The sequence below is a fragment of the Nocardia sp. NPDC005745 genome, assembly GCF_040630775.1.
Taxonomy (GTDB): domain Bacteria; phylum Actinomycetota; class Actinomycetes; order Mycobacteriales; family Mycobacteriaceae; genus Nocardia.
In genome coordinates this window covers 41,462-68,067 of sequence record NZ_JBEXYF010000023.1, presented here as the reverse complement: position 1 = coordinate 68,067, position 26,606 = coordinate 41,462, and the positions used below count along the sequence as shown (strand labels likewise).

At 69.8% G+C, this 26,606-nt stretch carries 22 protein-coding genes; 9 read left to right on the top strand and 13 right to left on the bottom strand.

Annotated features, from left to right (window positions below; genetic code table 11):
• Positions 1-16: 16 nt before the first annotated feature.
• The 4 genes from ABZ420_RS23705 to ABZ420_RS23690 form a co-directional block, all read right to left on the bottom strand.
• Positions 17-1,114: a ferredoxin--NADP reductase gene (locus tag ABZ420_RS23705; RefSeq protein WP_357126504.1), complete on the bottom strand. Its 1,098-nt coding sequence runs from the start codon at positions 1,112-1,114 to the stop codon at positions 17-19.
• A gap of 35 nt (positions 1,115-1,149) precedes the next feature.
• Positions 1,150-1,377: a hypothetical protein gene (locus tag ABZ420_RS23700; protein WP_357126501.1), complete on the bottom strand. Its 228-nt coding sequence runs from the start codon at positions 1,375-1,377 to the stop codon at positions 1,150-1,152.
• A 10-nt stretch (positions 1,378-1,387) separates the two neighbouring features.
• Positions 1,388-2,530 carry a Rieske 2Fe-2S domain-containing protein gene (locus ABZ420_RS23695; protein ID WP_357126498.1) on the bottom strand — a complete coding sequence of 381 codons (1,143 nt, stop codon included), beginning with the start codon at positions 2,528-2,530 and terminating at the stop codon, positions 1,388-1,390.
• Positions 2,531-2,622: 92 nt separating this feature from the next.
• Positions 2,623-3,129 carry a flavin reductase family protein gene (locus ABZ420_RS23690; RefSeq protein ID WP_357126495.1) on the bottom strand — a complete coding sequence of 169 codons (507 nt, stop codon included), beginning with the start codon at positions 3,127-3,129 and terminating at the stop codon, positions 2,623-2,625.
• A gap of 224 nt (positions 3,130-3,353) precedes the next feature.
• On the opposite strand from ABZ420_RS23690, the gene ABZ420_RS23685 reads away from it, so the two are divergent.
• The 4 genes from ABZ420_RS23685 (at position 3,354) to ABZ420_RS23670 (ending at position 8,501) form a co-directional block, all read left to right on the top strand.
• Positions 3,354-4,196 (top strand): IclR family transcriptional regulator, encoded by an 843-nt coding sequence (locus ABZ420_RS23685; protein WP_357126492.1) that lies wholly within the window; start codon positions 3,354-3,356, stop codon positions 4,194-4,196.
• Between the two features lie 37 nt (positions 4,197-4,233).
• On the top strand, positions 4,234-4,809 hold the full coding sequence (locus tag ABZ420_RS23680; protein WP_357126489.1) for a PadR family transcriptional regulator: 576 nt from the start codon (positions 4,234-4,236) through the stop codon (positions 4,807-4,809).
• A 61-nt stretch (positions 4,810-4,870) separates the two neighbouring features.
• The gene (locus ABZ420_RS23675; protein ID WP_357126636.1) at positions 4,871-6,103 is read left to right on the top strand and encodes a bifunctional 3,4-dihydroxy-2-butanone-4-phosphate synthase/GTP cyclohydrolase II; all 1,233 of its coding nucleotides are present in this window, start codon (positions 4,871-4,873) and stop codon (positions 6,101-6,103) included.
• Positions 6,104-6,221: 118 nt separating this feature from the next.
• Positions 6,222-8,501: a LuxR C-terminal-related transcriptional regulator gene (locus ABZ420_RS23670; protein WP_357126486.1), complete on the top strand. Its 2,280-nt coding sequence runs from the start codon at positions 6,222-6,224 to the stop codon at positions 8,499-8,501.
• Positions 8,502-8,520: 19 nt separating this feature from the next.
• Here ABZ420_RS23670 and ABZ420_RS23665 read toward each other — a convergent pair whose 3' ends face one another.
• From ABZ420_RS23665 to ABZ420_RS23655, 3 genes are all read right to left on the bottom strand, one after another.
• Entirely contained in the window at positions 8,521-9,375 is an 855-nt protein-coding gene (locus ABZ420_RS23665; RefSeq protein WP_357126483.1) for an alpha/beta fold hydrolase, read from the bottom strand.
• A complete protein-coding gene (gene hsaA, locus ABZ420_RS23660) occupies positions 9,375-10,538 on the bottom strand; it encodes a 3-hydroxy-9,10-secoandrosta-1,3,5(10)-triene-9,17-dione monooxygenase oxygenase subunit (RefSeq protein WP_357126480.1) in 1,164 nt (387 codons plus the stop codon). Before hsaA ends, ABZ420_RS23665 begins: the two co-directional genes overlap by 1 nt.
• Before the next feature lie 97 nt (positions 10,539-10,635).
• On the bottom strand, positions 10,636-12,117 hold the full coding sequence (locus ABZ420_RS23655) for an FAD-dependent oxidoreductase (protein WP_357126477.1): 1,482 nt from the start codon (positions 12,115-12,117) through the stop codon (positions 10,636-10,638).
• A 163-nt stretch (positions 12,118-12,280) separates the two neighbouring features.
• Here ABZ420_RS23655 and ABZ420_RS23650 point away from each other — a divergent pair, with 163 nt between their 5' ends.
• Entirely contained in the window at positions 12,281-14,683 is a 2,403-nt protein-coding gene (locus ABZ420_RS23650; protein ID WP_357126474.1) for a PEP-utilizing enzyme, read from the top strand.
• 79 nt (positions 14,684-14,762) lie between these two features.
• Entirely contained in the window at positions 14,763-15,668 is a 906-nt protein-coding gene (locus ABZ420_RS23645) for a tyrosine-protein phosphatase (protein ID WP_357126471.1), read from the top strand.
• A gap of 451 nt (positions 15,669-16,119) precedes the next feature.
• On the opposite strand, the gene ABZ420_RS23640 is transcribed toward ABZ420_RS23645, so the two are convergent.
• Both ABZ420_RS23640 and ABZ420_RS23635 read right to left on the bottom strand, forming a co-directional pair.
• The gene (locus ABZ420_RS23640; RefSeq protein ID WP_357126468.1) at positions 16,120-16,905 is read right to left on the bottom strand and encodes a tyrosine-protein phosphatase; all 786 of its coding nucleotides are present in this window, start codon (positions 16,903-16,905) and stop codon (positions 16,120-16,122) included.
• Entirely contained in the window at positions 16,895-19,057 is a 2,163-nt protein-coding gene (locus tag ABZ420_RS23635; protein WP_357126465.1) for a pyruvate, phosphate dikinase, read from the bottom strand. Before ABZ420_RS23635 ends, ABZ420_RS23640 begins: the two co-directional genes overlap by 11 nt.
• A 279-nt stretch (positions 19,058-19,336) precedes the next feature.
• Between ABZ420_RS23635 and ABZ420_RS23630 the strand changes: the two genes are divergently transcribed.
• Positions 19,337-20,743: an AMP-binding protein gene (locus ABZ420_RS23630; protein ID WP_357126462.1), complete on the top strand. Its 1,407-nt coding sequence runs from the start codon at positions 19,337-19,339 to the stop codon at positions 20,741-20,743.
• On the top strand, positions 20,628-20,933 hold the full coding sequence (locus ABZ420_RS23625; RefSeq protein WP_357126459.1) for a hypothetical protein: 306 nt from the start codon (positions 20,628-20,630) through the stop codon (positions 20,931-20,933). Before ABZ420_RS23630 ends, ABZ420_RS23625 begins: the two co-directional genes overlap by 116 nt.
• A 244-nt stretch (positions 20,934-21,177) precedes the next feature.
• Here the strand turns inward: ABZ420_RS23625 and ABZ420_RS23620 are convergent, their stop codons facing one another.
• The 4 genes from ABZ420_RS23620 to ABZ420_RS23605 all read right to left on the bottom strand — a co-directional run bounded on the left by ABZ420_RS23620 (position 21,178) and on the right by ABZ420_RS23605 (position 25,261).
• On the bottom strand, positions 21,178-21,996 hold the full coding sequence (locus tag ABZ420_RS23620; RefSeq protein ID WP_357126456.1) for an SDR family oxidoreductase: 819 nt from the start codon (positions 21,994-21,996) through the stop codon (positions 21,178-21,180).
• 61 nt (positions 21,997-22,057) lie between these two features.
• Positions 22,058-22,789, bottom strand: a complete 732-nt coding sequence (locus tag ABZ420_RS23615; RefSeq protein ID WP_357126453.1) for a glucose 1-dehydrogenase — start codon at positions 22,787-22,789, stop codon at positions 22,058-22,060.
• Positions 22,789-24,492 (bottom strand): 3-oxosteroid 1-dehydrogenase, encoded by a 1,704-nt coding sequence (kstD, locus tag ABZ420_RS23610; protein WP_357126450.1) that lies wholly within the window; start codon positions 24,490-24,492, stop codon positions 22,789-22,791. Before kstD ends, ABZ420_RS23615 begins: the two co-directional genes overlap by 1 nt.
• Before the next feature lie 13 nt (positions 24,493-24,505).
• The gene (locus tag ABZ420_RS23605; RefSeq protein ID WP_357126448.1) at positions 24,506-25,261 is read right to left on the bottom strand and encodes a glucose 1-dehydrogenase; all 756 of its coding nucleotides are present in this window, start codon (positions 25,259-25,261) and stop codon (positions 24,506-24,508) included.
• 217 nt (positions 25,262-25,478) lie between these two features.
• On the opposite strand from ABZ420_RS23605, the gene ABZ420_RS23600 reads away from it, so the two are divergent.
• Positions 25,479-26,606 (top strand): LLM class flavin-dependent oxidoreductase, encoded by a 1,128-nt coding sequence (locus tag ABZ420_RS23600; RefSeq protein ID WP_357126445.1) that lies wholly within the window; start codon positions 25,479-25,481, stop codon positions 26,604-26,606.

Below are 26,606 nucleotides of genomic sequence, written 5' to 3'. Positions count from 1 at the left end.
TGATTCGTCGTACTCCTCAGGAATAGGTGACTTGCACCGTGTCGGTGATCGGGACCGCCTGGCAGGCCAGCACGTACCCCTCGGCCAGATCGGCCTCGTCGAGAACTTCGTTGTGCCGCATCTCCACCCGCCCCGAAACGATCCGGCAGGTGCACGCGCTGCAAGCGCCCTCGCGGCAGGAGTAGGGCGCTTCCAGCCCGTTGGCCAGCAGGACGTCGAGTAGCACCTGCCGACGCGGCCACGGAAGTTCGCGTGTCTCGCCGTCGAGATCGACCGCCACGGTGGCGCAATCGCCGTCGTCGACGACTTCAGGTGTGCCGCTGTCGAACGGATTGCCGTTGAGCGACACGAACTTCTCGACATGCACGCGCTCGCGGCGCGCCCCCAGCCCGATCAGTGCGGCGGAGACGGCGTCCATGAACGGACCGGGACCGCAGACGAACGCCTCGCGATCCGACCACGGTCCGGCCAGCGCCGCGAGCTGCGCGCGGCTCGGTAGCCCTTGCACGCTCTCCAGCCAGTGCACCACGACCAGGCGGCCGGGATGCCGGGCGGAGAGGTCGGCGAGCTCGGCGGCGAAGATCACCGAGCGCTCGTCGCGGTTGGCGTAGATCAGCGCGCAGTGCCCGGACCCGGCCGCCAGCACCGATTTCAGAATCGACAGCACCGGGGTGATGCCACTGCCCGCCGCGAACAACAGCAGGTCGTCGTCGAGCGACGCGGGGGTGAAGACGCCCGCGGGCGGCAGCGCGTCGAGAACCATGCCCGCTGTCACGTTGTCGCACAACCAGTTCGATGCGTATCCGCTGGGAGTTCGCTTGACGGTGACCTTCAGCGGACCCTGCTCGTGCGGCGCGCTCGACAAGGAGTAGCAGCGGCTCACCGAGCCGGTCAGCTCGCTCGGTATCCGCAGCGTCAGGAACTGACCCGGGCGGTATGTGATCGACGGCCGCTCCATGACGACATCCAGCTCCAGCGATACCGCATCGTCGGTTTCCCTGATCACCTGCGCCACGCGCAGGGGCAGAACCGCTCCGGGGCGGCTCGCGCTGTCGCCGGGGATTCCGGTCGGCGCCGGCGCCACCGCGGTCGCCCGAGCCCTGTCCACTGTCATTTCCCCTCTTCGGTCGTCCACGGCGTTCGCCGCGCTCACGGCACGTCCGCGTCACGGGTGCCGACTTCGATGCGACCGCCCGCGACCGCGGTATCAATGCTGTCGCGCAGCGCGGCGCAGGTCCGCATTCGCGCGCTGTCGGCCCCGGTGAACTCGGCGCACGCCGCCACCGCGCTCGCGGTCCACTGCACGCTGGTGTGCTGCGGGCTGAATTTCTCGACCAGCACGCACGTCGCGCAGGTACGGCAGGTAACCGGTTGCATCGCAGTCCGCTCAGGCCTCGGCGCCGGCGCGCTGCTCGGCGAGATTCTCGGCGACCTCCGCCTCCCACGCGGTGACCGCACGGGTGGTGTCGACCTCGAACTCGAAGCGGGCGGTCATCTTCGGGTCGATCTCGGCCACGTCGGTGTAGAACTGCTCGTACCAGCGGCGCAACTGGTAGACGGGTCCGTCCTCCTCGCACAGCAGCGGATTGTCGATGCGGGTCTTGCGCTGCCAGATCGCGGCGTCCTGTTCGAAGCCGCGGCCGAGACCACCGGCGAACTTCGCCGCGATGTCCTCGGCCTGTTCCGGCGACACGCCGTGCGGCTTCTTCACGATGGCGCCGTATTGCAGCACGAACTCGGTGGGAGACACCGGGTAGTGACAGTTGATCAGGATGCCCTCGACCGTCAGGCCCGCGCTTTCGCTGCGCAGGTGATCGATCATGTAGGAAGGGCCGTAGTAGGAGGCGTCGGAGTGCAGGACGTTCTTGCCGCCCAATGCCTTCGCGGTCTCCCCCAGCATGTCCTCGCGTGACACCGAGGTCATGTACTGACTGGCGATGTGACCTTCGAAGACGTTCTTGAAGTAGGTCGGGAACCCGAAGTGCACGTAGAAGAAGTGCGCCATGTCCACCACGTTGTCGATGACCTCGCGGCAGTTCGCGCCGTCGATCGTCATGGTGTTCCAGGTCCAGTCGGTCCACTCGTCGCTGAACGCGCCCTCGATGCGGGGGATGGCGACGTGTTCCGGCGGCGGATTGCCCTCCGGGTCGTTCCAGACGAACAGTTGCTTGTTCTGCTCCAGCGTCGGCCACGACCGGGTCCGCGCGCGGGGTGGCACCCGGCGGCCGTAGGGGATGCCGGTGCAACGGCCGTTGCCGCCCCAGCGCCAGTCGTGGAACGGGCAGGCGATCGAGTCCCCCTTGATCCGGCCGTCACCCAGGTTCCCGCCCATGTGCCTGCAGTAGGCGTCCAGGACGTTGAGCTCGCCGCCCGCTCCGGCGAAGACCACCAGTTCGGTGCCGAAGATCTCGACGGTATGCGGTTTCCCGTCCCGGAAGTCCCGCGCCAGCCCCAGGCAGTGCCAGCCGCGCGCGTACCGGGCGGGCGGAGCGCCCGCGTCGATCACTCGAACCTCGGTGTCGGTAGTCATCGGTTCCTCCACAATTCACGCACGTTTGTCACCTCGATATTTCGGTTCGGCACGCGGGGCGGAAATGCGCAGTCCCACTGGCCGGGAGGCGCTCAGGCCGGGTCGAACCGTCCGAACGCGGAGCGGTAGAACAGCAGCGGCGGCGCCTCGCGATGCTCCGACAGCGCCGTGACGCGCGCGATGACGATCGTGTGGTCACCGCCGTCGACCTCCCGCTCGAGCTCGCAATCGAGCCAGGCCACGGCGCCGGCCAGCCGCGGCGAGCCGTTCGGCGACGGCTCCCAGTCGACTCCCGCGAACTTGTCCGTGCCGCTGCGCGCGAGCTGCCTGCAGATCTCCCGCTGGTCGTGGGCCAGGATGTTCACGCAGAACCGGCCGACCTCGCGGATGCGCGGCCACGACCTAGACGTGCGCGCCGGGCAGAAGCAGACCGCGGGCGGCTCCAGCGACAGTGCCGAGAACGACTGGCAGGTGAATCCGGCAGGCCCGGCCGCCGACCGCGCGGTGATCACCGTGACGCCGGTGCAGAAGCGCCCCAGCACGGCTTTGAAGTCGCGCACGTCCAGTGGCGATCCGTCCATCTCGAGCACCGGTTCCATCGGGCCTCCTATTTCGATCAGGCATATACCTGATAGCTATGACAGCAGCCGCCGCCGGAGGGAGGTCAAGATCGGAGTCCGGTCACCGAGACGGAGATCCGTGGAAGCTACGTAGTTCTCCCGATTCCTCTCGGTCGCGAACCCGTCAGTGTGATGGGAGACACAAACGATCGGGCACGTCGTGCCTGGTCGACGTAGACCGAATGCGACCGACGGAGGTTCGAATGACCGTCACCCTGCTACCCGATGCCGAGCCGCACACCGCCCGGCTCCCGCACCGCGGCCGGCCCGACGGGGCCGACCCCGGCTCCGCCGACGTGCCGGTATCGATGATCGAGCGGATGACCCTCATCCTGGACGCGTTCGACGCCGCGACCCCGACGCTGACGCTGCTGGGCCTGGTGGAGCGCACCGGCCTGCCGCGCTCGACAGTCCATCGGATCCTCGATCAGATGATCCGGCTGCGCTGGCTGGCCCACACCTCCGGCGGGTACCGGCTCGGCATGCGCACCCTGGAACTGGGCGGCCTCACCGCCGATCACAACGAGATCCGCGACGCCGTCAGCCCGCTGCTGCACGAGCTGTGTCAGCGCACCGGCATGGTCGGCCATCTGGCGGTGCTCGACGGACGCGAGGTCGTCTACCTGGACAAGGCCGGTGGCCGCTTGGCCGCGCTGCTGCCCACCCGCCTCGGCGGCCGCATGCCCGCGCACTGCACCGCGCTCGGCAAGGCGATGCTGGCGGCGCTGGAACCGAGCATCGCCGAAGCGGCGTTCCATACCCGGCTGCCGCGCCTGACCGCGCACACCATCACCGAGCCCGGCGCGCTGCATCGCGGCTTGGCCCAGATCCGGCTGCGCCAGGGCGTCGCGCTGGACCGGGAGGAATCGATGGACGGAATCGCTTGCGTCGCGGCGCCGTTGCGTTGCCGCGGCACGGCGCCCGCGGCGCTGTCGCTGTCCGGGCGGGCCGAGGCGATGAGTTTCGACAAGCTGGCACGGGTGCTGCTCGAGATCTCCCACGAGGCGGGCCGGACGTTGTTCCCCCGCCGGGCGCGCTGGCGATAGCCCGAGTCGGAATATGCCTGAGCGGTACAGTCCGACCATGACCGATGGCGGCACACCCGCGGTGCCCGACCTGCCTACCACCGCGTGGGCCGTGCTCGGAATGCTCTCGCACGCCGACGAACTCTCCGGCTACGACTTGAAGAAATGGGCCGACTGGAGTCTTCAGTTCTTCTACTGGAGCCCGTCGTTCAGCCAGATCTACGCCGAACTCAAGCGTCTGGAGAAGCACGGCTACGCCAGTTCCCGCACGGTGGTGCACGAGGACGGCGTGCGCGGCAAGCGGATGTACGCCATCACACCGGAAGGCCGTGCCGCCGCCGCGAACTGGGTCAATCACGCGCCGGTCGAGGCGCCGGTACTCAAACACAGCGTGATGCTGCGGGCGTGGCTGGGCAACCTCGCCGAGCCGGAACGGATGCGCGAAATCCTCAGCGAGCACATCACATACGCCGAGAAGATGCGTAAACGCGCCGAGGCCGACGCGAAGGGCGCCGAGGCGAATCCGGACTGGGCCTATCCGGAACTGGTGCTGCGCTGGTGCGTGCGCCACTACGAGGCCGAGCGCGATTTCGCGCGAGAGTTGCTGGCGGATATCGATCGCCTCACTGAGTGAGACGCCGCCTGGCTGTTCCGGCCCCGTCATATTTCTATCAGGCATATGGAGGTGGCGGATGATGACCGGTGAACTGGACTCGGTGCCTGCCGCGGTGGCGGCGATCGCGAGCGGCGGCATGGCGCTGGTGGTGGACGACGAGGACCGCGAGAACGAAGGCGATCTGGTGCTGGCCGCCGAGCAGGCGACCGCGGAGAATATCGGTTTCCTGGTGCGGCACACCAGCGGCGTGCTGTGCGTGCCCATGACAGGCAGCGATCTGGACCGGCTGGAGCTGCCGCCGATGACGGCGGTCAACCAGGATCCGAAGGGCACCGCCTACGCGGTCTCGGTGGACGCGGCGACGGGGATCGACACCGGCATCTCGGCCGCCGACCGCGCCCACACCATGCGCCTGCTCGCCGATCCCGCCGCCACACCCCGGGATCTCACCCGTCCCGGGCACGTATTCCCCTTGCGGGCGCACCCGCGCGGCGTCCTCGGTCGGCGAGGGCATACCGAGGCCGCCGTCGATCTGGTACGGATGGCGGGACTACGCCCCGCCGGAGTCATCGCCGAGGTGGTGCGCGACGACGGGTCGATGGCCCGGCTCCCCGAGCTGCTGACCATGGCCCGGGTGCACCGAATCCCGATCATCTCCATCGCCGACCTGGTCGACCACCGCCGCGGGCTCGAGCCGGGCGTGCAGCGCGTCGTCGAGACCCGGCTGCCGACCCGTTTCGGCGCGTTCCGGCTGGTCGGCTATCGCGATGAGACGAACCACGCCGAACATCTCGCGCTGGTGCTCGGCACACCGGGCGAGCGCGACGTGCTGACCCGGGTGCACTCGGAATGCCTCACCGGCGACGCGTTCGGCTCGCTGCGCTGCGACTGCGGCGAGCAGCTCGACGCCGCCATGCAGGCCGTGGCCGCCGAAGGCCGCGGCGTCGTGGTGTACCTGCGCGGGCACGAGGGACGCGGCGTCGGACTGCTCAACAAACTGCGCGCCTACCAGCTCCAAGACGCCGGCGCCGACACGGTCGACGCGAACCTGCGGCTCGGGCTGCCCGTCGACGCCCGCCACTACGGCGCCGCGGCGCAGATCCTCGCCGACCTGGGCGTACGGTCGGTCCGGCTGCTCAGCAACAATCCGGCCAAACAGGCGGGTCTGACCGCCTACGGCATCGCCGTCGAACGGCGAATTCCGTTGCAGGCCGATACGACCGAGCACAACGTGCACTATCTGCGCGCCAAGCGTGACCGGATGCGCCACCAGTTGACCGAGGTCGACGACGCCGCTGTCGCCGTCCGATGAGCCGGAGCGGTTCGGTTCCACCGCCCCGGTGCCCGCGGGCCACGCCTGCACGTCCACCGGAGTCGATTTTGTCCAGAATGCTCCTGCGCGCCACGCGCGGTACCTAGGGTTGACACCCATGGCGCGGCGTCCCATCGGCAACCTCCCTGCCGAGGTCACCAGCTTCGTCGGGCGCCGGGAGGAACTCGCCGCCGCGAAGCGGCTGCTGCCCACGACGCGGGTGCTGACGCTGCTCGGCCCGGGCGGTGTCGGCAAGACCCGGTTGTCCCGCCAGGTCGGCGCGGTGGTCGCGCGTGCGTTCCCGGACGGAGTGTGGTCGGTCGAGCTGGCCGATGTACACGACCCCGACCTGGTGACGGTGACCGTCGCGGAGGCCCTGGCGCTGCGCGACGACACGGCGGCGCCCTTGCGGCGGCTGACCGAGTTCCTCGCGGACAAACGGTTGCTGCTGATTCTCGACAACTGCGAGCACCTGATCGACGCGTGCGCGCGGCTGGTCGGCAGGATCGTGGCCACCACCCCGGAGGTACGGGTGCTGGCGACCAGCCGGGAGGTGCTGGGGGTTCAGGGCGAACAGGTCATGCCCGTGGCACCCCTGCCGCTCGCAGAGGGCGAGAGCGCGGACAGCGATGCGATGCGGCTACTCGCCGAACGGGCGGGCGCCGCCAATCCCGGCTTCGTGGCCACCTCGGCGAACCGGGGTGCGCTGGCCGCGATCTGCCGCAGGCTGGACGGCATTCCGCTCGCGCTGGAACTGGCCGCGTTGCGGTTTCGGATGTTCACTCCGGAGCAGATCCTCGCCCGGCTCGACGACACCATGGGCCTGCTCAGCGCGGGACCGCGACTCGCGCCGGAGCGACAGCAGACCATCGAGGGTGCGATCCGCTGGAGTTATGACCTGTGTACGCCCGCCGAACAGCGGTTGTGGGAGCAGCTGTCGGTTTTCGCGGGCGGCTTCGACATCGACGCCGCCGAGGCCGTGTGCCTGCCCGCCACCGGGGCGCGGACACTGTTCGACGCGCTGACCGGCCTGGTCGACAAATCGGTGCTGAGCCTGCGCTACGACGGCGAAATCGGCCGGTACTCGATGCTGGAGCCGATCCGGCAGTTCGCCCACGACCGGCTGGCCGAACGGGGCGACGAGCCCGCGGTGCGCGCGCGTCACCGCGACCACTACCGGCGGCTGGCGTTGCGCGGCCGGACCGCGTATTGGAGTTCCGACGACGTCACGTGGTTCCGCGCACTGAACCGCGAGCACGCGAATCTGCGCGCGGCTCTGCAATCCGGCCTCGTCGACACACCGGAGTCGGCCCTGGAGATGGCCGCGGTGCTGCGGCCGTTCTGGGAGCACAACCGCTTCCTGACCGAAGGGTATCGCTGGCTGACCGATGCGCTGGCGAAGTCCAGCGAACCGACCGAGCTTCGCGCACGCGGGCTGTCCGCGGCCGCCTCGCTGGCGGCGCTGCTGTCCGACCGCGGGTCCGCTCGCCAATTGGTGGACGAATGCGTAACCCTGGCACGCAAACTCAATGCCCCCGATATTCTCGCCGAGGCGATGCTCGATTCGGCACTGCTGGCCTTCAACGACGGGGATACCGCCCGCGCGCTCGAATTGGCCGAAACCGCGACGCATCTGGCGGCCGAATGCGGCCATCACGCCATGGAGATGGACAGTCTCGCTTTCGCGTTCGTGTGCGCGCTGGTGCTCGCCGACGCGCGCTCGACCGTTTTCGCCGAGCGGCTGCTCGCGGTCGCCACCGAGCGGGGGCCGTCTCTGCTCGGCGGGCTGGCACAGTGGTCGATGGGCCTGGACCATTGGCGACGCGGCGATCAGGCCGCCGCGACCGACTATCTCGCCCGGTCCGTCGAAATGTTCAGCCTGTTCGAGCGATGCGTCTGGCTCGCCTCCGGGTTCGAGGGGCTGGCGTGGACGGCGGTGGACCGAGCGGACTTCGAGCGAGCCGCGCGCCTGCTCGGCGCCGCGGAGATCCTCGCGCGCAGCACGGTGCGCCTCGCACACGCCATCACCGGCGTGCTGGGTGACAAGATGCGTGGTCGCGTCCGAGAAGCGCTGGGGGAACGCAGGTTCCAGGAGGTCTTCGACAGCGGTGCGGCGCTGTCGCTGGGCGAGGCGATCGACTACGCGCTGGGTCGCACGCCCGCCGCGGCGCGTCCGCCCCGGCCCGCTTCGGTCGGCTCCGAGGCGGCCGACGTCCTCACCCGGCGGGAGAAGGACGTCGCCCGGCTGGTCGCGGCCGGGCACAGCAACAAACGCATCGCCGCGGACCTGGTGATCTCGGTGCGCACCGCCGAGACCCACGTCGAGCACATCCTCACCAAGCTCGGCTTCACCTCGCGCACCCAGGTCGCGGGATGGGTCCGCGATCACGGGCTCTGACCGACGTGGGCGGCGGCGATCAGAGCCCGGCGGTGAGGAAATCGACGACGGCGCGTTCGAACGCCGACTTGCGCTCGATCTGCACCCAATGACCACAGCGGGCGAAAACGCGCAGATCGGCGTCGGGGATCTGCCGTGCGGGCAGCAGCGACGCCTCCACCGGTGTCACTCGATCGTCGCGCCCCCACAGGATCAGTGTCTGCGAGCGTAGTCCGCGCAGCCGGGCCCACAGCGGAACCGGTTCGGCGAGAACGGGATCGGTGAATGTCGCGTAGGCGTCGCGCAGCGCGGCGACGGCGGCCGGATCCGAGGCTGCGGCCAGCCTGGCTTCGATCAGGTCCTCGGTCAGGGTCCCCGGATTCGACACCATGGCGCGCAGCCAGGGCATTAGGCGCTCGCGGGTGGGGTCGGCGCTGAACTCCAGCAACCGCGTGATGCCTTCGGACGGTTCCGGTCCCAGGACGTTCACCCCGACGCCGCCGGGCGCCATCAGCACCAGCCGATCGATCCGGTCGGGATGTTCCAGCGCCAGCAACGTCGCGACGGCGCCGCCCATCGAATTACCCAGCAGGTGGACGCGGTCCAGGCGGAGGTCGTCGAGCAGCCCGAGCACCGCGTCGGCGGAGATGCGCAGGTAGTTGCGCTCGTACGCCGCCGGGCGGCCGCTGGCGCCGAAGCCGGGCTGGTCGACGATCAGACAGCGGAAACGCTCCGCCAGCTCCGGCAGGTTCGCGCCGAAGTTGGCCCAGCCCGAGACTCCCGGCCCGGAACCGTGCAGCAGCACCAGGGGCGCACCAGTCCCCGCCTCGTGGTAGCGCAGTTCGTACCCGCCCGTCGTGCTCCAGCGCGTGGTGTTCTCGGCGGTGAACGTCATCAGATCATCCGATCCGTGACCGGCAGCCCGAACGCGTTGCGGCCGTAGAGGACCAGCGCGCGCTCGACATCGTTGATGACGTGCACGCTTCCGGCGTGCGCGTCGCGCCAGTGCCGCTCGATCGGATTGGGTTTGCGGATGGCGTGGCCGCCGGAATTGTCGAACAGCAGGTCGATGGCCTCGATGGCGCGTTCGGTGCCGCGCACCTGATCGCGGCGGCTGCGCACCCGCAGTTCGAAGGGGATCTCCTCCCCCGCTTCGGCATAGCGCAGTTGCTCGCCGATGTTGCGCTCCATCTGCAGGACGGCCGCGTCGATCTCCGAGGCCGCCCGCGCGACCCGGACGTGCGCGAACGGGTCCTCGGCGGCCTTCTGCCCGCCGTAGGAGATCCGCACCCGCTCGCGCATCCGCTCGATGTGCGCTTCGTAGGCGCCTTGGGCGGCGCCGATGATGGGTGCGGTGATGGTGTTGGAGAACACCGCGCCGAACGAGATCCGGTAGAGCGGGGCGGTATTCACCTCTTGACCGGGTCCGCGGAGCTCCGCCTGCTCACTCGCGCGGTAGGTCCGGTGGGCGGGCACGAACGCGTTCTCGATGACGATGTCGTTGCTGCCGGTGCCGGACAGCCCGGACACATGCCATACGTCCTCGATGCGGTAGTCGGTGCGCGGCACCAGGACGGTCAGGTACTCCGCTCCCCCTTCGTCGTTCGGCACGACCGCCCCGAGGAAAGCCCAGCGGGCGTGATCGCATCCGGAGGAGAAGCTCCAGCGACCGCTGATCTCGAAGCCGCCCTCGGCGGGCGTCAGCTTGCCGGTGGGCGCGTACGACGAGGAGACCAGCGTGTCCGGATCGGCGCCCCACACGTCCTCCTGCGCCCGCAGCGGGAACAAGGCGAGCTGCCACGGGTGCGCGCCCAGCACCGACGACACCCACGCCGTGGACGGGCATGCGGTGGCGATGGCCCGGATCACCTCGTAGAACGCGACCGGGGACGATTCGTCGCCACCGAAGCGAGACGGCTGCAGCATGCGGAACACCCCCGCGTCGGTCAGCTCTCGAATGCTCTGCTCGGGCACTCTGCGCTGCCGGTCGGCGTCGGCGGCTCGCTCTCGGATCGCGGGCAGCAGATCCCGTACCCGATCGAGCACCTTGTTGGTCATATGCGGTAGTCCTCCTCGTAGTGCCGTCTTTCGACGCTAGGCCGGTGCGGCGCCGTCGGCCCCGATCCATCCCGATGACCGGAACCCACCGGCGGGATCAGTCGGTGCGAGCCGCGGCGGCGCCCGCGCGGCGGCCGAAGAAGGTGCCGTCGCCGAGCGAAGTGCCGCTGATGTAACCCTCCCCGTGCAGGTTGCTGGCGGCCCGGCCCGCGGCGAACAGCCCGGGGATCGGGGCGCCGTCGATGTCGAGCACGGCGCCGTCGAGCGAGGTGTGCAGACCGCCGAGGGTGAAGACGGATGCGCCGGTCCCGCGGCGATCACCGGACTCCGACGGTGGCCGCACCCCCGCCCGCACGTCGATCGCGGCGAGCGGTGGCGCGAGGGGCCGAAGCCAGCGCGGCGCTTTCCCGAATTCGGGATCCACGCCGCGGGAGGCGAAGCTGTTGTATCGGCGGACGGTGTCGGCCAACGCGGCCGCCGGTAGGTCCATCAGATCGGCGAGTTCCTCGGCGGTCTCCGCCACGTGGGTCGGCCGCACACCCCACCGCTGGGGTTCCGGTACTTCGTCGAAGGCCCGTTCGTCGAGCACGACCCAGGTCCGCATGTCCTGCCGGAACAGCGCCGCCTGGCCGATCCGGCCGGGATAGGTGTCCTCGTTGATGAACCGCTGCCCGTTCCCGTTCACCACCATGCCGCGCGCGGCGAGGCCGGGAACGAGTGAGATGCCGACCTGGCCGGTGGCCATGTGCCGCACGGCCGCGCCGAGCGCCTGTGCCATCCGGATCCCGCTTCCGTCGTCGGTGCCCGCGCTGACCTTGGTGTGTCCCAGCAGTTTCGGCGCGTGCGCGGCCAGCATGGCGTCGTTGTCGACGAATCCGCCGGTGGTCAGCACGACGCCGCGGCGGGCACGGACGGTCAGCTCCGTGCCGTACCGCCGTGCCACCACGCCGACGACCGTGCCGTCGGCCGCGACGATCAGGCAGGTCGCCCTGGTGTCGGAGAGCATCGTGGCACCGGCGGATCGAGCGGCCCCGGCAAGGCGGTCCATGAGCAGCTTGCCGCCGAAGTCCGCGGCGGCCGGGCGATGGCCACGGGGCGCGGGCGCGGCGAGTTCGGCGAACGGCCCGCTGTTCTCCCCCAGCCACATGAGCCCGTCATCCGTGGGCGGTACCCAGGCCGGCGCGTCCCACAGCGTGGGGTTGAACGGCACACCGCGGTCGGCGAGCCAGTGGAAATGCGCGACGCTGTCCTCGCAGTAGCGAGTGATCTTGTCCGGGTCGGCGCCCGGCCCGAGCGCGGCCGACAGGAACGCGGCCATCGCCGCCGGGTCGTCGTCGAACCCGCAGGCCCGCTGGATCGGTGTGCCGCCGCCGAGATAGATCTCGCCGCCGGAGAGGGCGGATGCGCCGCCGGGACCGCTCATCCGATCAAGCACCAGTACCTGCGCGCCGCCCGCCGCCGCCTCGAATGCCGCAGCGGACCCGGCACATCCGTAGCCGACCACCAGCACATCGGTCTCGATGTCGTAGGCGCGCACGTCGGCGGCCGCGCGGGGCGCGACCGAATTCCGATCACTCATGGAGTCGACCTTCCCGCTCCGCGCTCGGTGGCCGCAGGACCGTCTTGGTGAGCGACCCTCCGGTCCCGGTCATCGGGACTGTGCACCAGCACGGCGGCGCCGGGTGGCGATGGTGTGTGAACGGCGTCACGTCTGCGTGGGCGCCAGCGAGGAGGAAGAATTCATGCGGGTCCTGGTCACCGGAGTTTCCGATCCGACCGGTCGCGCGGTGGCGCGCATGCTGCTGGCCGCGGGCCACGACGTGGTCGGGCTGGATCGCGAGCGCCACCGGTACGTCGATCCTCGGGTCGAGGTGATCACCGGTGACCCGGAGGGGCCGGCGATCTGCGCGCAGGCCGTCGCCGACTGTGCGGCGGTGGTACACCTGGGCGGTTCGCTCACCGCGATCGCCCGAGCGGCCCGAGCGGCGGGTGCGCGAATCGTGGTCCCCGTAGAGGCGGGATCGGATGCGGTCACCGAGGATGCGGTGCGGTCCAGCGGGGCGCGAGCGCTGATCGTGCGCACCGCGCCGGTCGCGGGCAGGCGCGTCGAAGGCGCGAGCGGGCGAAACCTGCTGCGGCTGCTGGGTTCCCGTCCGGCGGGCGGATTCCAGGTGCTGCACACCGACGACTTCGAACGCTTCCTGGTACTGGCCGTGGGATCGGGACGTACCGGCGTCGTGGAGCTGGCCGCGCCCAGCGTGGTTTCCGCCGAGGACGCGCGCCGCATCCGTGCGGCGACGGGAACACGGCGGTTGCGGCGGAAGTCGCGCACTCGGCCAGTACCGCAGGTGGATTCGACGGCGGCGCGCGACGAGTGGGGATTCCGTTGCGGGTGGACCGCGTCGGAAGTGGCGGCGGATATCGTTCGCGGACTGGGCGGCCGCAAGGTCGACGGCGGCGAACTCGTCGCTCGCACCGGCGCGATCCCGCTGCCCGGTTATCTGGTGCCTACCCGCGCGGCCACGTCGGACGGCCACACCCTGGTGTCGGTCGCGCCGGAAGGTCTCGAAGGCGAATTCGACGATCGCGTCGACCCGGCCTATCCGGTGCACACCGCGACGAATACCTCCGAGGCGCTGCCCGGCCCGCTCACGCCGCTGACCGTTGATCTGCAGGCGGGCGCGATCCGGCTGGCCAACGCGGCGATGGGCCGGATGATCGCGCTGGAGGGCATCGCGCTGGAGCACTGGACCAGCCGGGTCACCACCGTGCTCGGGCACCACATCTACATCAACGCCTCCATCGGGGTGCTGGCCGCGGAGAACATGCCGGGCTGGGACGAGCAGAGCATCCGCCGCGACGTCTACGGCAACATCCCGGCCGAGATCTCGCTGACCCCGCACGGCAAACCACCCACCCCGACCGGTTTCGCCAGTACCCGCGCCACCTGGCGCGCCGCGGGCCGGGTGCTGCGCACGGCGCTGCGGTATCGGGAGACCACCGACGGTATCAACGCCGCCGCGCACCAGGAGACGTTGAGCGCCGCAGCGATCGGCGAGCTCACCGACGAGGAACTGCACGCTCGGGCCCTGCTGTGGCGGGACCGGCTGAACCACTCGTGGGCGGCGGCGTCCATCGGCGTGATGATGACCGGCGCTGCGACGGCCATCCACTCCCGTGGCAAGGAATCGGCGGATGTGCCCATCGACCTCGAGCGGTTGGAGTCGGCCAGGACCATGCTCGCCGTGGAACGGCTCGCCGTGCTGTGCAGGGCCGACACCGCGTTGCAGGACGCCGCGCACTCGGGCGATGTCGCCGCGGCGCGGGCGATCTCCCCGGCGTTCTCCGCCGCGCTGGACGAAGAACTGCACCGGATCGGGCATCGCGGACCGGGCGAGTGCGAGCTGATCAACCCGACTTTCGGTGACCGTCCCGAACTGCTGGTCACCGCCGCGGCCCGAGCGGCCGCGATGCCCGCACCCGAGCGGGAACCGGTCGACTCGTCCCCGAGCCGCACCGCGCGGATGGCGGCGGGAGCGACGATGGCGCGCGAACGCGTCCGCGACGCCGTCGTCCGGTACACCCACTGCTTGCGCCTCGCCGTGCGCGAGCGGGCGGGCCGGCTGATCCGGGAAGGGCGGCTACAGCAGGCCGAGGACGCCTGCTTCCTCACCCTCGACGAAATCCTCTGGGCGCCCGCCGATCTGACCGAGCGCGTAGCACGTCGGCGGGCGGAACTCACCCGGCTACATGGCATCCGGATGCCGGACGTGATCGCGGGCGATTGGGAACCGCTCTCGGATGCGGACGCTTTGGCGCCCGGGGAAAGCCTGACCGGCATCGGAGTGTCCTCCGGCGTCGTGGAGGGCACCGTGAAACGCGTGCTGTCCCTCGACGACGACATCGAACCGGGCGACATCCTGGTCGCGTCGGTCACCGACACCGGGCACACCGCGATGTTCGCCTACGCGGCCGCGGTGGTCACCGACATCGGCGGATCCGCTTCGCACGCCGCCATCGTGGCCCGGGAATTCGGCATCCCCTGCGTCGTCGACACCAAGACCGCCAGCGCGGCCCTCGCCGACGGGCAGCGGGTGCGCGTGGACGGGTCGGCCGGCACGGTCACCCTGCTCCCCGACGCATGAGCCGGGGCCGGGGGCGCGCACCCCGGCCCCTTGCCGGTTCGGCGCCGCCGGGCCGCGACCCTATGGAAGGAATGATCCAGTGACGATTTCGCGTGCTGTTCGCGGGGCGATGACCGGTGTCGCCGCCGCACTGATCGCCGTATTCCCGTCCACCACCACCGCGTTCGCGGGCCCCGCGCTCGTGCACACCGTGCACGACCGTTCCATGCAGCTATCGGCGGCGCCGAATGCCAGGGACATCGGCGACTATCCCACCCAGGGCAACGGCAAACTGCGGACGGGCGTCGTCTTCCGCACCGATGCCCTGGACAAGCCCACCGCCGCCGATCAGCAGAAGCTGGTGGCCGCGGGCATCACCGCGGTGATCGATTTCCGCAGCCCGGCCGAGTCGGGGGCCGATCCCGACAAGCTTCCCGCGTCGATTCCCGCCCTCGCGCGTCCGGTGTACGACCCGGGCAACGACTTCTACCTGATGGTGGGCAAGGCGGTACAGGGCGGCCCGGTCGTGCAGCAACAGATGTTCGGCGACGGCAAGGCCGCGGGCATCATGCGCGACTACTACCGCTGGCTGGTCAGCGACGCCACGGCGCGCGGTCAGTTCGGCGCCGCAATCCGGGATGTCGCGAACGCCACCGGGCCGGTGCTGTTCCACTGCACCGCGGGCAAGGACCGTACCGGCTGGATGACCGCGATCCTGATGACGGCGCTCGGCGTCCCGAAGGGGCAGGTGTACAAGGATTATCTGGAGTCGAACGACAACCTGGCCACGGGTAACAAGGCGCTGATGGACGGGCTGGTCGCCAAGGGGCTGGTCACCGATCCCGCGCTGTTCGATCCGATCCTCGGCGTGCAGCGCGACTTCCTCGATGCCGCGTTCGACCAGGCCGGCGCGTCCTTCGGTTCGTTCGACCGGTTCGTCTCCGAGGGGCTCGGCGTGGACGGTCCGACGCTGGAGGCGCTGAAATCCAAGCTGCTGTCGCGGTAGTCACGGTCGTCGGCGGGTCGGGTGGACCGTGGGTCCCCCGGCCCGCTCGGTGGTTCCGGGACACGGCCGCGGTCACCGGCCGCACCGATGCTCGCGACTCGAACCGCCGACGGCACGCGAGTGCCGTTGCTTCCGCCGAAGCGCGAGAGATGCGGTCGTCGTGTGGGCCGCCGCCGCCCGACACACCGAACGAGTCGCGTCCCTCACCGCGGTGTGCTCGTCCACCCAACGGCCTTCGACCGGGTGCTCGCCGAAGACCAGGGGCAGCGCCAGAAGTCCGGCTGCGTTGATTTCCTTCGCAAGTGCGGCGCCGAAGATGCGTCGACCGCCGAGGGCGGGGCGAGTTCGCGGCTCGGTTTCGGCGACGCTGTCGCCACCGAGCCGGTGGACCGCCATATCACCCGGCTGCTCCAGCCGGGCGCGATGACGGCCGCTCTCCGACCCCACGCCCCTATTCCGGCGCGATCAGCACCTCACGCAGTCGCGCCAACTCCACGGCGGTCAACCCGCTGGTCAGCAACCATTCGGCGGCGCCGCCGTGGTCGGCGGACAGGTTGGCAAGGAACCGTCGCATCACCTCGCCCTCGACGCCGAGAATGCCGGTGCTGACCGGTGGCAGTCCCGCGTAGGACGGGAGCGCGTCGAGCCGGTCGCGGACCCGGTGCATGCGTTCACCGGTCAGCGCGTAGTCCGCCGCGATCGCCTCCGGCGGCACGCCGACCGCGTCCAGGAGCACCGCCGCGAGCAGGCCGGTGCGGTCCTTGCCCGCGGCGCAATGGAACAGCACCGAGTGACGGCCCGCGTCGACGACCAGCCGCACGGCCGCGACGATGGAGCCGGCGCTGCCCGCCAGCAGCTTGCCGTACAGGTCCACCAGATCGACCCGGCCGGAGTCCGGCACCAGATCCCGTGCCGCCAGCGAGGATTGCGGCGACTTGCGCACCGGCAGGCAGACCCTTCGCAGGTCGGCGGTGGCCAGCAGTCCGTAGCCCTCGCGCTCGACTTCGTCGGGCAGCCGCAGATCGATCAGCGTGCGCAGACCGATCGGGCCGAGCAGTTTCGCCATATCGGCTTCGGTGAGGTTCTGCGGCGTGCTGGAACGGTAGACCACCCCGAAACGGGTGGTTCCGCCGCCTTGCACGGGTAGCCCGCCCAGGTCGCGCACGTTGTCGATCTGGGCGAACTCCACCCACCGGTCAGCGGGCACAGTGGATTCGCCCGCGCGGTCAGTGGGCACGGCCGGCCGCCGCCTCGTCGGCGCGGCTCAGGCCGCACAGCCCGATCAGGTCCTCGTGCAGCTCGAACCACACGGTGTGGTAGCTGTCCAGCACGGGCCGGGCGACCCAGGAGTGATCGCCGGCCGCGATCCGCTCGATCGCGTGCGCGAACCGGCCGGAATACCGTGCCAGCCGCGGTGCGACATCGCCGATCCGCCGCAGTAGCGGTTGCACGCCGCGGTGCAGTTCGGTCAGCCGGGTCAGGACAGCGCCGTCGTACTCGGCGTCGGCGTGGTCGTTGACGGTGGCCGGATCCTTCATCTGCCAGGCGGTCACGATCTCTTTCAGAGTGCCGTTGAAAGCACAGAATTCGGCGTAGACCGAGGCGATCGCGGCGCGGTCCACCGCCCGTCGTTCCGTCGCCAGCAAACCGTCGAGGTGCTGTCTGCCCTCGGAAGTGAGACGCACACCGATCGGCGTCGCGGCGCACCAACCCGCGGCCACCAGCTCCTCGCATCGGGCGGCGACGGCCTCGGCCGACGCGCCTGTGCCTGCGGCGAGCGCGTCGTGGGCCGCCCGGCCTTTGATCCCGATCAGCCGCAGCAGATCGAGGTCGGCGACCTGCGTCACCGTCGGCGGGAGCGCCACGGTCACCTCTGCCGAGGCGTCGGCCGCGCGCGCGTCCAACCACGCCGCGAACCCGTCGATGTCGGTGCCCGCCCAGCCTGCCAACCGGCCGACGTCCGCGAGGGTTCTCCCGTCGACGGGTTTGCCTTCGACTCGACCCGGCCACACCGTGCCCGCGCCGCCGTCCACGGTCACCACCCGGCCGGTCAGCGCCGCGACGACGCCGGGACCGCAGCCGACCACACACGGCCTGCCGATCTCGCGGCCGACCAGCGCGGCGTGCGAGGTGACACCGCCCAGTTCGGTGACGATCGCCCGGGCGGCGATCATGCCGTGCAGGTCGTCGGGGCTGGTGGTCGGGCGCACCAGAATCACGTCCTCGCCTGCCTCCGCGCGGCGCTCCGCCTCGTGCGGATCGCTGACGACGACACCCGCCGCCAATCCGGGACAGGCCGATTCGCCGCGCGCCAGCGGCGTCCCCGTGTACTCGCCGCTCGCCGGGCGCAGCACGGCACGCACCTGATCGGCGGTGACCCTGGCCAGCGCCTCCTGCGCGCCGATCAGGCCCTCGTCTGTCATGGCCACCGCGGCCCGCACGGCCGCGCGCGCCGAGCGCTTGGCGGGGCGGGACTGCAACAGCCACAGGGCGCCGGATTCGACGGTGAATTCGATGTCCTGGATATCGCGGCCATCGCGTTCCAGCAGGTCGGCCGCCGCGACGAGCCGGCTGTGCACCTGCGGCAACAGGGTGGCCAGCTCGTCGAGCGGTCGCGGTGTGGTCCGGCCGGACACCACGTCCTCGCCTTGCCCGCCGACGAGCCATTCGCCGAACATCGCGCGCTCACCCGTGTTCGGGTTGCGGCTGAACAACACACCGGTGCCGGATTTCTCGTCGAGATTGCCGAAGACCATGGCCTGCACCGTCACCGCGGTGCCCAGGGTTCCGGATACGCCGCGGTTGCGCCGATACGTCTGCGCGCGAGGCGAATCCCAGGACCGGAACACCGCGCTGATGGCCGCTCGCAGCTGCTCCCAGGGATCCTCGGGCACCGCACCGGCCGGGTCGCCCAGCACGGTTTCGCGATACTGGGCGCGAAATCTTTCCCGGGTGTCGACCGCGTAGTCCGGGTTCCCGGTCTCCGCCGCCAGCGCTGCCGCGACCGCCTCGTTCATGCCGAGGTTCAGCACCGTGTCCATCATGCCCGGCATGCTCACCGCGGCGCCCGAACGGACCGACACCAGCAGCGGCCGGGTGCCGGACCCGAAGACCCGTCCGGTGCCGCGCTCCAAGGTGGCGATTCCGGCCCGAACCGCCCGCCAGATGTCCTCGCCGATCACCCCGCGCGCCGAGAAGTCGGCCCAGCCCTCGATGGTGATCACGAAGGCGGGCGGCACCGGAAGACCCAGCGCCCGCATGCGGTTGACGCTCCACGCTTTCCCGCCGATGCTTTCCCGCGACAGCGCGCAGGCGCCGTCGAGTTCGACGACCGGCGCCGCGCCCGCTGCCTCGTCGTTTCGCTCCGCTAGCTCTGCTCCGGCGGTCATATCACTCCTTTGCGATCACTGCGCATTCCGCGCCTCGGTGCGATTCGGACCTCGTGCACCCGACCGGGCGCGAACCGCGGCGCGCACACCTGTAGCTCTGTTCGAGCTTGCCGTGCCGCCCGTCGTCGGCCGTACCCGTGGTCCCGCTGAGCAGGATCGAGACGTCGGAAACCGGCGTCCGTGGCGGGTGCGGGCGCTGCGCGGAAGGACGTTCCCGGTCAGCGGGATACGTGGCGGCGATCGGACCGGATGAAGCGGCCGGTGCGGCACCATCGCGGCATGGATCGACGGCGTGCGGCGACCGGTGAACTCGCGACGGTTCCCGCGGTGCTGGCCGACCGGGCACGACGCGACGGCGCGCGGGTAGCGGTGGTGGGGACGGAGGGCCCGCTCACTTACGCCGAACTCGCCACGGCCGCACGGCGCGTCACGCGGGCGGCGATGTCGCGATCGCTGGCACCCGGGGATCGAGTGGCGATATGGGCACCCAATACCGCGCGATGGGTCATCGCGGCGCTCGGCGTGCTCGGTGCGGGCGCGACCCTCGTTCCGATCAGCACGCGGCTACGCGGGCCCGAAGCGGCCGACATCCTCGCGCGCAGCCGGTGCCGCATGCTGCTCACCGTTGGCGATTTCCTCGGCAACGACTACGCGGGGATGCTGCGGGAAGCGGGGCGTACGCTCCCGGAGCTGCGGACCACCGTGAAGCTCGACGACACCGCTGAGGCCGATGATCTCTCGTGGGCTCGGTTCCTCGCCCTCGGCGGCGAAGTGCCCGTCGCCGCGGCCGATGCGCGGAGTTCGTCCGTGGACCCGGAATCGGTCTCCGACATCCTGTTCACGTCCGGCACCACGGGCGTGCCGAAAGGTGTGCCGGTCACCCATCGGCAGACGATCGACACGTTCACCCGCTGGACCGATACCGTCACTCTCTCCGGCGACGACAGATATTTACTGGTCAACCCGTTCTCCCACACCTTCGGCTTCAAGGCGGGGATCATCGCGTGCCTCTTGCGGGGCGCCACCATGGTGCCGGTGGATCGATTCGATCCGGAACAGGTGCTCAGCGTCATCGAGCGCGAGCGGATCACCGTGCTGACGGGACCTCCGACCCTCTTCCACGACCTGCTCGCCCACAACCGGCGCGGGGTCCATGAGCTGAGCTCACTGCGTCTGGCGGGGACCGGTGGTTCGAGTGTGCCGACCGGATTGGTGGAGCGCATCCGCCGTGACCTGAGTGCCGACAAGGTCTTCACCGGATACGGACTGACCGAATCGACCGGCGTCGCCACGATCTGCTCACCCGACGCACCCATGCATGTCATCGCCGCCACCGTAGGAAAAGAACTGCCGGGTACGTGGATTCGTGTCGTGGACAGTTCCGGGCGGAACGTGCTGGTCGGCGAGCCCGGCGAAATCGTGGTTCGCGGGCCCCAACGTGATGCACGGTTACCTCGACAACCCGCAAGCCACAGCGGCCGCGATCGATTCCGCAGGCTGGCTGCACACCGGCGACATCGGCACCATGGACGCCGACGGCTACCTGCGCGTCACCGACCGCCACGCGGACATGTTCATCGTGGGCGGATTCAACGTCTATCCCGCCGAAATCGAGCAGATCCTCCGCACGCATCCCCGCATACAAGACGCCGCCGTAGTCGGCGTTCCCGACTCCAGGCTCGGTGAGGTCGGCTTGGCCTTCGTCGTCCCGGCCGCACCCGCCGACATCGAGACCACGGAGATCATCACGTGGACCCGGACCCGAATGGCCGGGTACAAGGTCCCATGTCACTTCGAGTTCGTAGCGGAACTACCCCGAAACGCCGACGGCAAGGTGCTCAAGCGCGTTCTGCGCTCACATCGGGCACAACCCTGAGCGGTGCTCGAGATGCGCCACATGAGGATCGACCCGCATACCAGCCGGATGCGGCAACTGATCGAGGCGTCGCCCGAGAAATACCGAGACCAGCCGAACTCCCCGGCGCCGCAGGCGAAACACGCAGTGGGGCCGTTTCGCGCCGCCTGACACCAGCGTAGAGGCGCTCGGCCGGGAGGTGGCCGGAGGCGTAGCACGGGCCTACCGCCCGAACGAACTCTCCGGCCACCCGCCGGACGTACTGTCAGGCGACTTCGTTCTTCATCTGAGCGGTGAGGATCTTCTGGTAGCCCGCGCCGAAAATCCGGGGCAGCCAGTCGATCACGTGGGCGTCCGTGCCGATCAAGACCTTCGCCTTGTTCTTGCGGATGCCGTTGACGATGACGCGGGCGGCGTGCTCGGGGGTCGTCTTCGCCAGGCGGTCGAAGTTGGCGGCCAGGGCATCGCGGTCGCGATCGCCGCCCGCGCGGGCTTTCCAGGCGATCTCGGTCTTGATCATGCCGGGGTGCACGCTGCTGACGCCCACCGCGTGACCGGCGATGTTCATCTCCTGCCGCAGCGCGTCGGTGAAGGCGCGTATGGCGAATTTCGTTGCGCTGTAAGCGCCCTGGCTGGGGCACGCGGCCAGGCCGAACATGCTCGACACGTTCGCGATGTGCCCGTCACCGGAGGCGATGACGTGGGGCAGGAACGCCTTGGTGCCGTAGGCGACGCCCCAGAAGTTGATGCCGACGATCCATTCGAAGTCCGCCCAGCAGAGTTCTTCCACGTTGGCGGTGAGCGAGACTCCGGCGTTGTTGACGACCAGATTGATCCGGCCGAAGTCCTCGGCCACCTCGTCGGCGTGGCGATAGACCGCATCCCGGTCGGTCACATCCAGCTTGTAGGCGCGGGCTTGCGCACCCTCCTTGCCGCACAGCGCAGCGGTCTCGGCGACGTTCTCCACGTTGCGGCCCGACAGTGCCAGATGGGCGCCGCGGCGGGCGAGTTCGATCGCCAGTGCCCGGCCGATGCCGGCGCCCGCGCCGGTGATCACGGCGGTCCTGCCCTCGAAGTTCTTCACGGTTGATTTCCTTGTCTCGCTGGGCGGCGGTCGGTCCGCCGGGTTGCCCTGCCGGACGTCGTCACAGGGACGTGTAGCCGCCGTCGGCGACGAATTCCGAGCCGGTGCTGAAGCTCGACTCGTCACTGATCAGGAACAGCACCAGGTTCGCCAGTTCCTCCGGGCGCCCGGCCCTGCGCATCGGCTGATTGCCCGACATGCCCTGCGAGCGTGCGGAATCGGCGGTCATCTCCGTAGCCACCACACCGGGATGCACCGAGTTGACCCGGATGTCGTCGGCGGCGAACTCCTGCGCGGCGGTCTTGGTCATGCCGCGCACGGCCCATTTGGACGCGGTGTAACCGAGGATGTCGGAGAAGGCGATGATGCCGCCGATCGAGGAGATGTTCACGATGGAGCCGCCGCCTGCCCGGCGCATCGACCCCAGCACCGCCTTCATGCCGAGGAACACCCCGACCTGGTTGACGTCGATCACCTTGCGGAAGTCGGCTTCCGACAACTTCTCGATCGGATCGACGTGCACGATGCCCGCGTTGTTGACCAGACCGGAGACCGGCCCGAAAACCCGCTCGGTGTAGGCGATCACATCGTTCCACGCCGACTCGTCGGTGACATCCAGCGGCAGGAAGGTCGCGGCGTCACCCAGCTCGGCGGCCAGCGTCACGCCTTCGTCCACCAGGACATCGGTGATCACCACCGTCGCGCCCTCGGCGACCAGCCGCCGCGCGAAGGCCGCGCCCATCCCCCGTGCGCCGCCGGTGACGATGACGTTCTTACCGTCGATCCGTCCCATCAACGCTCTCCTTCCATTGCGTCCCGCGCGGTCGCGCCGGGCTGGTTGTCGGCGAGGTGACCGGCCGCGATGTAGCCGAACACCATGGCGGGACCGATGGTCGCGCCCGCACCCGCGTAGTCGTTGCCCATCACCGAGGCGGAGTTGTTCCCCGCCGCGTACAGGCCCGGGATCGGCCGGTCGCCGGAATCGAGGACGCGAGCGTGCTCGTCGGTGACCAGACCGCCCTTGGTGCCGAGATCGCCCGGCACCATCTCCACCGCGTAGAAGGGGCCCTGCTCGATCGGGGCCAGACACGGATTCGGCCGCACGGTCGGGTCGCCGTAGTAGCGGTCGTACGCCGAATCGCCGCGCCGGAAGTCCTCGTCGCGACCGGCGCGGGCGAAGCGGTTGAAACGCTCCACCGTCGCGGTCAGCGCCGCGGGCGGCACACCGATCTTCGCCGCCAGTTCGGCCAAGGTCTCGGCCTGGTCGATGATCCCGGCATCCGCGTACTTCTGCGGGAGCGGACGTTTGGGGAAGTTCCCCAGGAACAGGTACCGGTCGCGGAAGCGCTGATCCATGATGAAGTACGCCGGAATGTGCCCGACGCCCGCCGCTTCCTGCTCGTACATCTTGTGCACCACGTTCACATACGGGGCCGATTCGTTGACGAACCGTTCGCCCGCGTGGTTGATCATGATGCCGCCGGGCTGGGAGCGCTCGGCCAGGCAGAAGAACGGCGGCCCATCGGGATTGCGCACGGACGGGCCCCACCAGGCGTCGCCCATGAGATCCACCGCGCCACCGGCCTTCTGACCAGCGACGATGCCTTCACCCACGTTCTCGGTGGCGCCCACCGTCCACTCGGTGGACTGTGGCCCACTCATGTACTGCTCGCGCATCCGCAGGTTGTGCTCGAAACCGCCCGCCGCCAGCACCACACCGCGGCGGGCCTTGATCACCACCGGCGTGCCGTCGTGCTCGGCGCGCACACCGACCACCGCTTCCGCCTCCGTGATCAGGTCGGTCAGCGGCGTGTTCAGCCACACCGGCACCCCGGCGTCACGCAGCGACAGCCACAGCCGGGCCGCGAGCGCCTTGCCCAGGCTCAGCGGCAGCCGGCCGCGTAGCTTGTTGCCCACCGCCTGCATACCGACCCTGATCGCGGTGCGCTTCCCGGCCCAGGTGCGGGCGATCATGTTCAGATCGTGGAAGTCGCTGACGGTGAACGCGATTCCCTTGGGGCCCGACATGGTCGGCTGATTGATCTTGTGCAGATCGCCGCCGAGCAAGCGTCCGTCCAGCGGCGCGGGTTCGATGCTGCGCCCCTGGGCCAGACCACCGGGGAACTCCGGGTGATAGTCGGAATAGCCGCGGTCGTAGACGAACTCCCAGTATTCGCTGCGAGCGCCGAGGTAACGCATCATCTCGGGGCCGCGTTCGAGGAAGGCCCGCTGTTTGGCCTCCGGAACCCGATCGCCCACCACCGCTTTCAGATAGGTGCGGGCCAGTTCCGGGCTGTCGGGTACGCCTTCGCGCTGCAACACCGGGTTGTTGGGGATCCAGATACCACCGCCCGACCGTGCCGTGGACCCGCCGAAGGATCTGCTCTTCTCGATCAGCGTCACCGACAGTCCGCGGTAGGCGGCCGTCAGAGCGGCCGTCATGCCCGCGGCGCCGGAGCCGACGACCACCACATCGAATTCGAATTCCTGAGTCATCGCGTCGCTTCCGTCAGTAACCGCAACCGGTCAGCATGCCGCCGTCGACGACGAATTCGCCTCCGGTGCAGTAACTGGCCGCGTCCGAGGCCAGGAACACCGCCACGTGGGAGACCTCGACGGGCTGCCCCCAGCGCGGGATCGGCAGGCTCGCGAAGAAACCGTCGCCGTCGACGCCGGAGGCTCCGGACACCGCCGCGGTCATGGGGGTGGCGATGCCACCGGGGTGCAGCGAGTTGACCCGGATACCCAGGTGCCCCAGCTCGCGAGCGGCCGACTTGGTGATGCCGCGGATGGCGAACTTGCTCGCGCTGTAGGCGGACAGACCGGCCGCGCCGACGAACCCTTCCACCGAGGAGACGTTCACGACCGATCCGCCTCCGGTTTCGGCGAGCGCGGGCGCGGCGGTCTTGATACCGAGCCAGGCGCCGGTCACGTTGACGTTCATGATCGTGGTGAAGTCCGCCAAGGCCATCTCGGCGATCGGGACGAACCGCAGGATGCCCGCGTTGTTGACCACCGCGTCGAGCCGCCCGTAGTGGGTGACCGCCTCGGACACCGCCGCGGACCAATCCGCTTCACTGGTCACGTCGTGGTGCACGTATCGCACCGCGGAACCCAGTTCCGCGGCCAGCGCCGTTCCCTCGTGGTCGAGCAGGTCACCGAACACCACGCGCGCGCCCTCGGCCACGAACCGCCGCACGTGCTCGGCGCCCATCCCCCGCGCTCCGCCGGTGACCAGCGCCACCTTGCCGTCGAGTTGTCCCACCGAATTCCGTCCTCTCACCGTCGCTTGCCCACCGACGCTAGGTCGCCCATCGAGGCGCGGCACCGGACCGTCCCGGCTACCGGGACTAGGGCCTGACCTGAGAAGTTCCGGCGGACATATTTCGATTAGGCATACCGCTGCCGGCTGTCCCGCACCGGGACCAGACACCCCGACGAAACCCGAAAACGCCCGATCGGGCGCTCGATAAGGAGACCGGATGAAGTTCTCGATGATCTTCGAAGCCCAGATGGCCGACCCGTCGCGCGAGCACGAGCACCAGGTGCTGCGCGACTGTGTCGAGCAGGCGGTGCTCGCCGACGAGATGGGGTTCGACACCGTGTGGGCGGTCGAACACCACGGGCTGAAGTGGTACGCGCACATGAGCGCCCCGGAGGTCTTCCTGACCTGGGTGGCCGCCAAGACCGAGCGGATCCGGATCGGGCACGGCGTGGTGTGCATGCCATTCAACTTCAACCACCCGGTGCGCGCGGCCGAACGTGCCGCGATGCTCGACGTGCTGTCCGGTGGACGGCTCGACCTCGGCGCGGGCCGCGGCGCGACGCCGGTGGAGACCTCCATGTGCGGTGTCGACCCCGAGCGCACCTACCAGGAGGTCGAGGAGTCGCTGCGGATGATCGGCAAGGCGTGGCAGGATCCGGAAGCCGAATTCGAGTACAACGGCGAGCTGTTGCAGGTCTCGCCGCATTCACTGCTGCCGCGGCCGGAGCAGTTGCCCCATCCGCCGCTGTTCATGGCCTGCACCAAGAAGGACACGCTGAAGATGGCCGCCGACTATGGAATCGGCGCGCTGGTGCTGGGTTTCGCGGGCGTGGAGGAAATCGCGGAACTGCGGCGCACCTACGACGAGGCGATCGCCGCGCGCACGGGTGAGCGTTTCGTGTCGACCGTGGTGAACGATCATTTCGCGGCGCTGTGCCCGACCATCGTTCTCGACGACCGGGAGAAGGCCCAGCGAATCGGCGCCCGCGGGCAGCGCTTCTTCGCGCAATCCATCAAGCACTACTACGGCGCGGGCCCGGCGCCCGACGAGGCCGTCGACCCGAACGCCGACGAGTTCGCCGCGCTCGAGCAGGCCGCCGACGACCACGTCGCCTACCTGCACGAGGCCAAGATTCCGGTGCAGACCGGCGCCACCTCGGTCTTCAACGCCGACCACGCCTACGGCAGCCCCGAGGACGCCATCGCCTACGTCGAGCGTCTGCAGGCCGCGGGCGCGGACGAGATCCTCTGCCTGATCCAGATGGGCACGGTGCCGCAGGATGCCTGCCTGGAGACCATCCGGCACTGGGGCGAGAAGGTCATCCCCCACTTCCGCAACAGCTGA

Bases quoted from the DNA above. Each gene is read 5' to 3' on its own strand.
- ABZ420_RS23705 (WP_357126504.1), bottom strand. From the start codon at position 1,114: ATGACAGTGGACAGGGCTCGGGCGACCGCGGTGGCGCCGGCGCCGACC.
- ABZ420_RS23700 (WP_357126501.1), bottom strand. From the start codon at position 1,377: ATGCAACCGGTTACCTGCCGTACCTGCGCGACGTGCGTGCTGGTCGAG.
- ABZ420_RS23695 (WP_357126498.1), bottom strand. From the start codon at position 2,530: ATGACTACCGACACCGAGGTTCGAGTGATCGACGCGGGCGCTCCGCCC.
- ABZ420_RS23690 (WP_357126495.1), bottom strand. From the start codon at position 3,129: ATGGAACCGGTGCTCGAGATGGACGGATCGCCACTGGACGTGCGCGAC.
- ABZ420_RS23685 (WP_357126492.1), top strand. From the start codon at position 3,354: ATGACCGTCACCCTGCTACCCGATGCCGAGCCGCACACCGCCCGGCTC.
- ABZ420_RS23680 (WP_357126489.1), top strand. From the start codon at position 4,234: ATGACCGATGGCGGCACACCCGCGGTGCCCGACCTGCCTACCACCGCG.
- ABZ420_RS23675 (WP_357126636.1), top strand. From the start codon at position 4,871: ATGACCGGTGAACTGGACTCGGTGCCTGCCGCGGTGGCGGCGATCGCG.
- ABZ420_RS23670 (WP_357126486.1), top strand. From the start codon at position 6,222: ATGGCGCGGCGTCCCATCGGCAACCTCCCTGCCGAGGTCACCAGCTTC.
- ABZ420_RS23665 (WP_357126483.1), bottom strand. From the start codon at position 9,375: ATGACGTTCACCGCCGAGAACACCACGCGCTGGAGCACGACGGGCGGG.
- hsaA (WP_357126480.1), bottom strand. From the start codon at position 10,538: ATGACCAACAAGGTGCTCGATCGGGTACGGGATCTGCTGCCCGCGATC.
- ABZ420_RS23655 (WP_357126477.1), bottom strand. From the start codon at position 12,117: ATGAGTGATCGGAATTCGGTCGCGCCCCGCGCGGCCGCCGACGTGCGC.
- ABZ420_RS23650 (WP_357126474.1), top strand. From the start codon at position 12,281: ATGCGGGTCCTGGTCACCGGAGTTTCCGATCCGACCGGTCGCGCGGTG.
- ABZ420_RS23635 (WP_357126465.1), bottom strand. From the start codon at position 19,057: ATGACCGCCGGAGCAGAGCTAGCGGAGCGAAACGACGAGGCAGCGGGC.
- ABZ420_RS23630 (WP_357126462.1), top strand. From the start codon at position 19,337: ATGGATCGACGGCGTGCGGCGACCGGTGAACTCGCGACGGTTCCCGCG.
- ABZ420_RS23625 (WP_357126459.1), top strand. From the start codon at position 20,628: ATGTTCATCGTGGGCGGATTCAACGTCTATCCCGCCGAAATCGAGCAG.
- ABZ420_RS23615 (WP_357126453.1), bottom strand. From the start codon at position 22,789: ATGGGACGGATCGACGGTAAGAACGTCATCGTCACCGGCGGCGCACGG.
- kstD (WP_357126450.1), bottom strand. From the start codon at position 24,492: ATGACTCAGGAATTCGAATTCGATGTGGTGGTCGTCGGCTCCGGCGCC.
- ABZ420_RS23600 (WP_357126445.1), top strand. From the start codon at position 25,479: ATGAAGTTCTCGATGATCTTCGAAGCCCAGATGGCCGACCCGTCGCGC.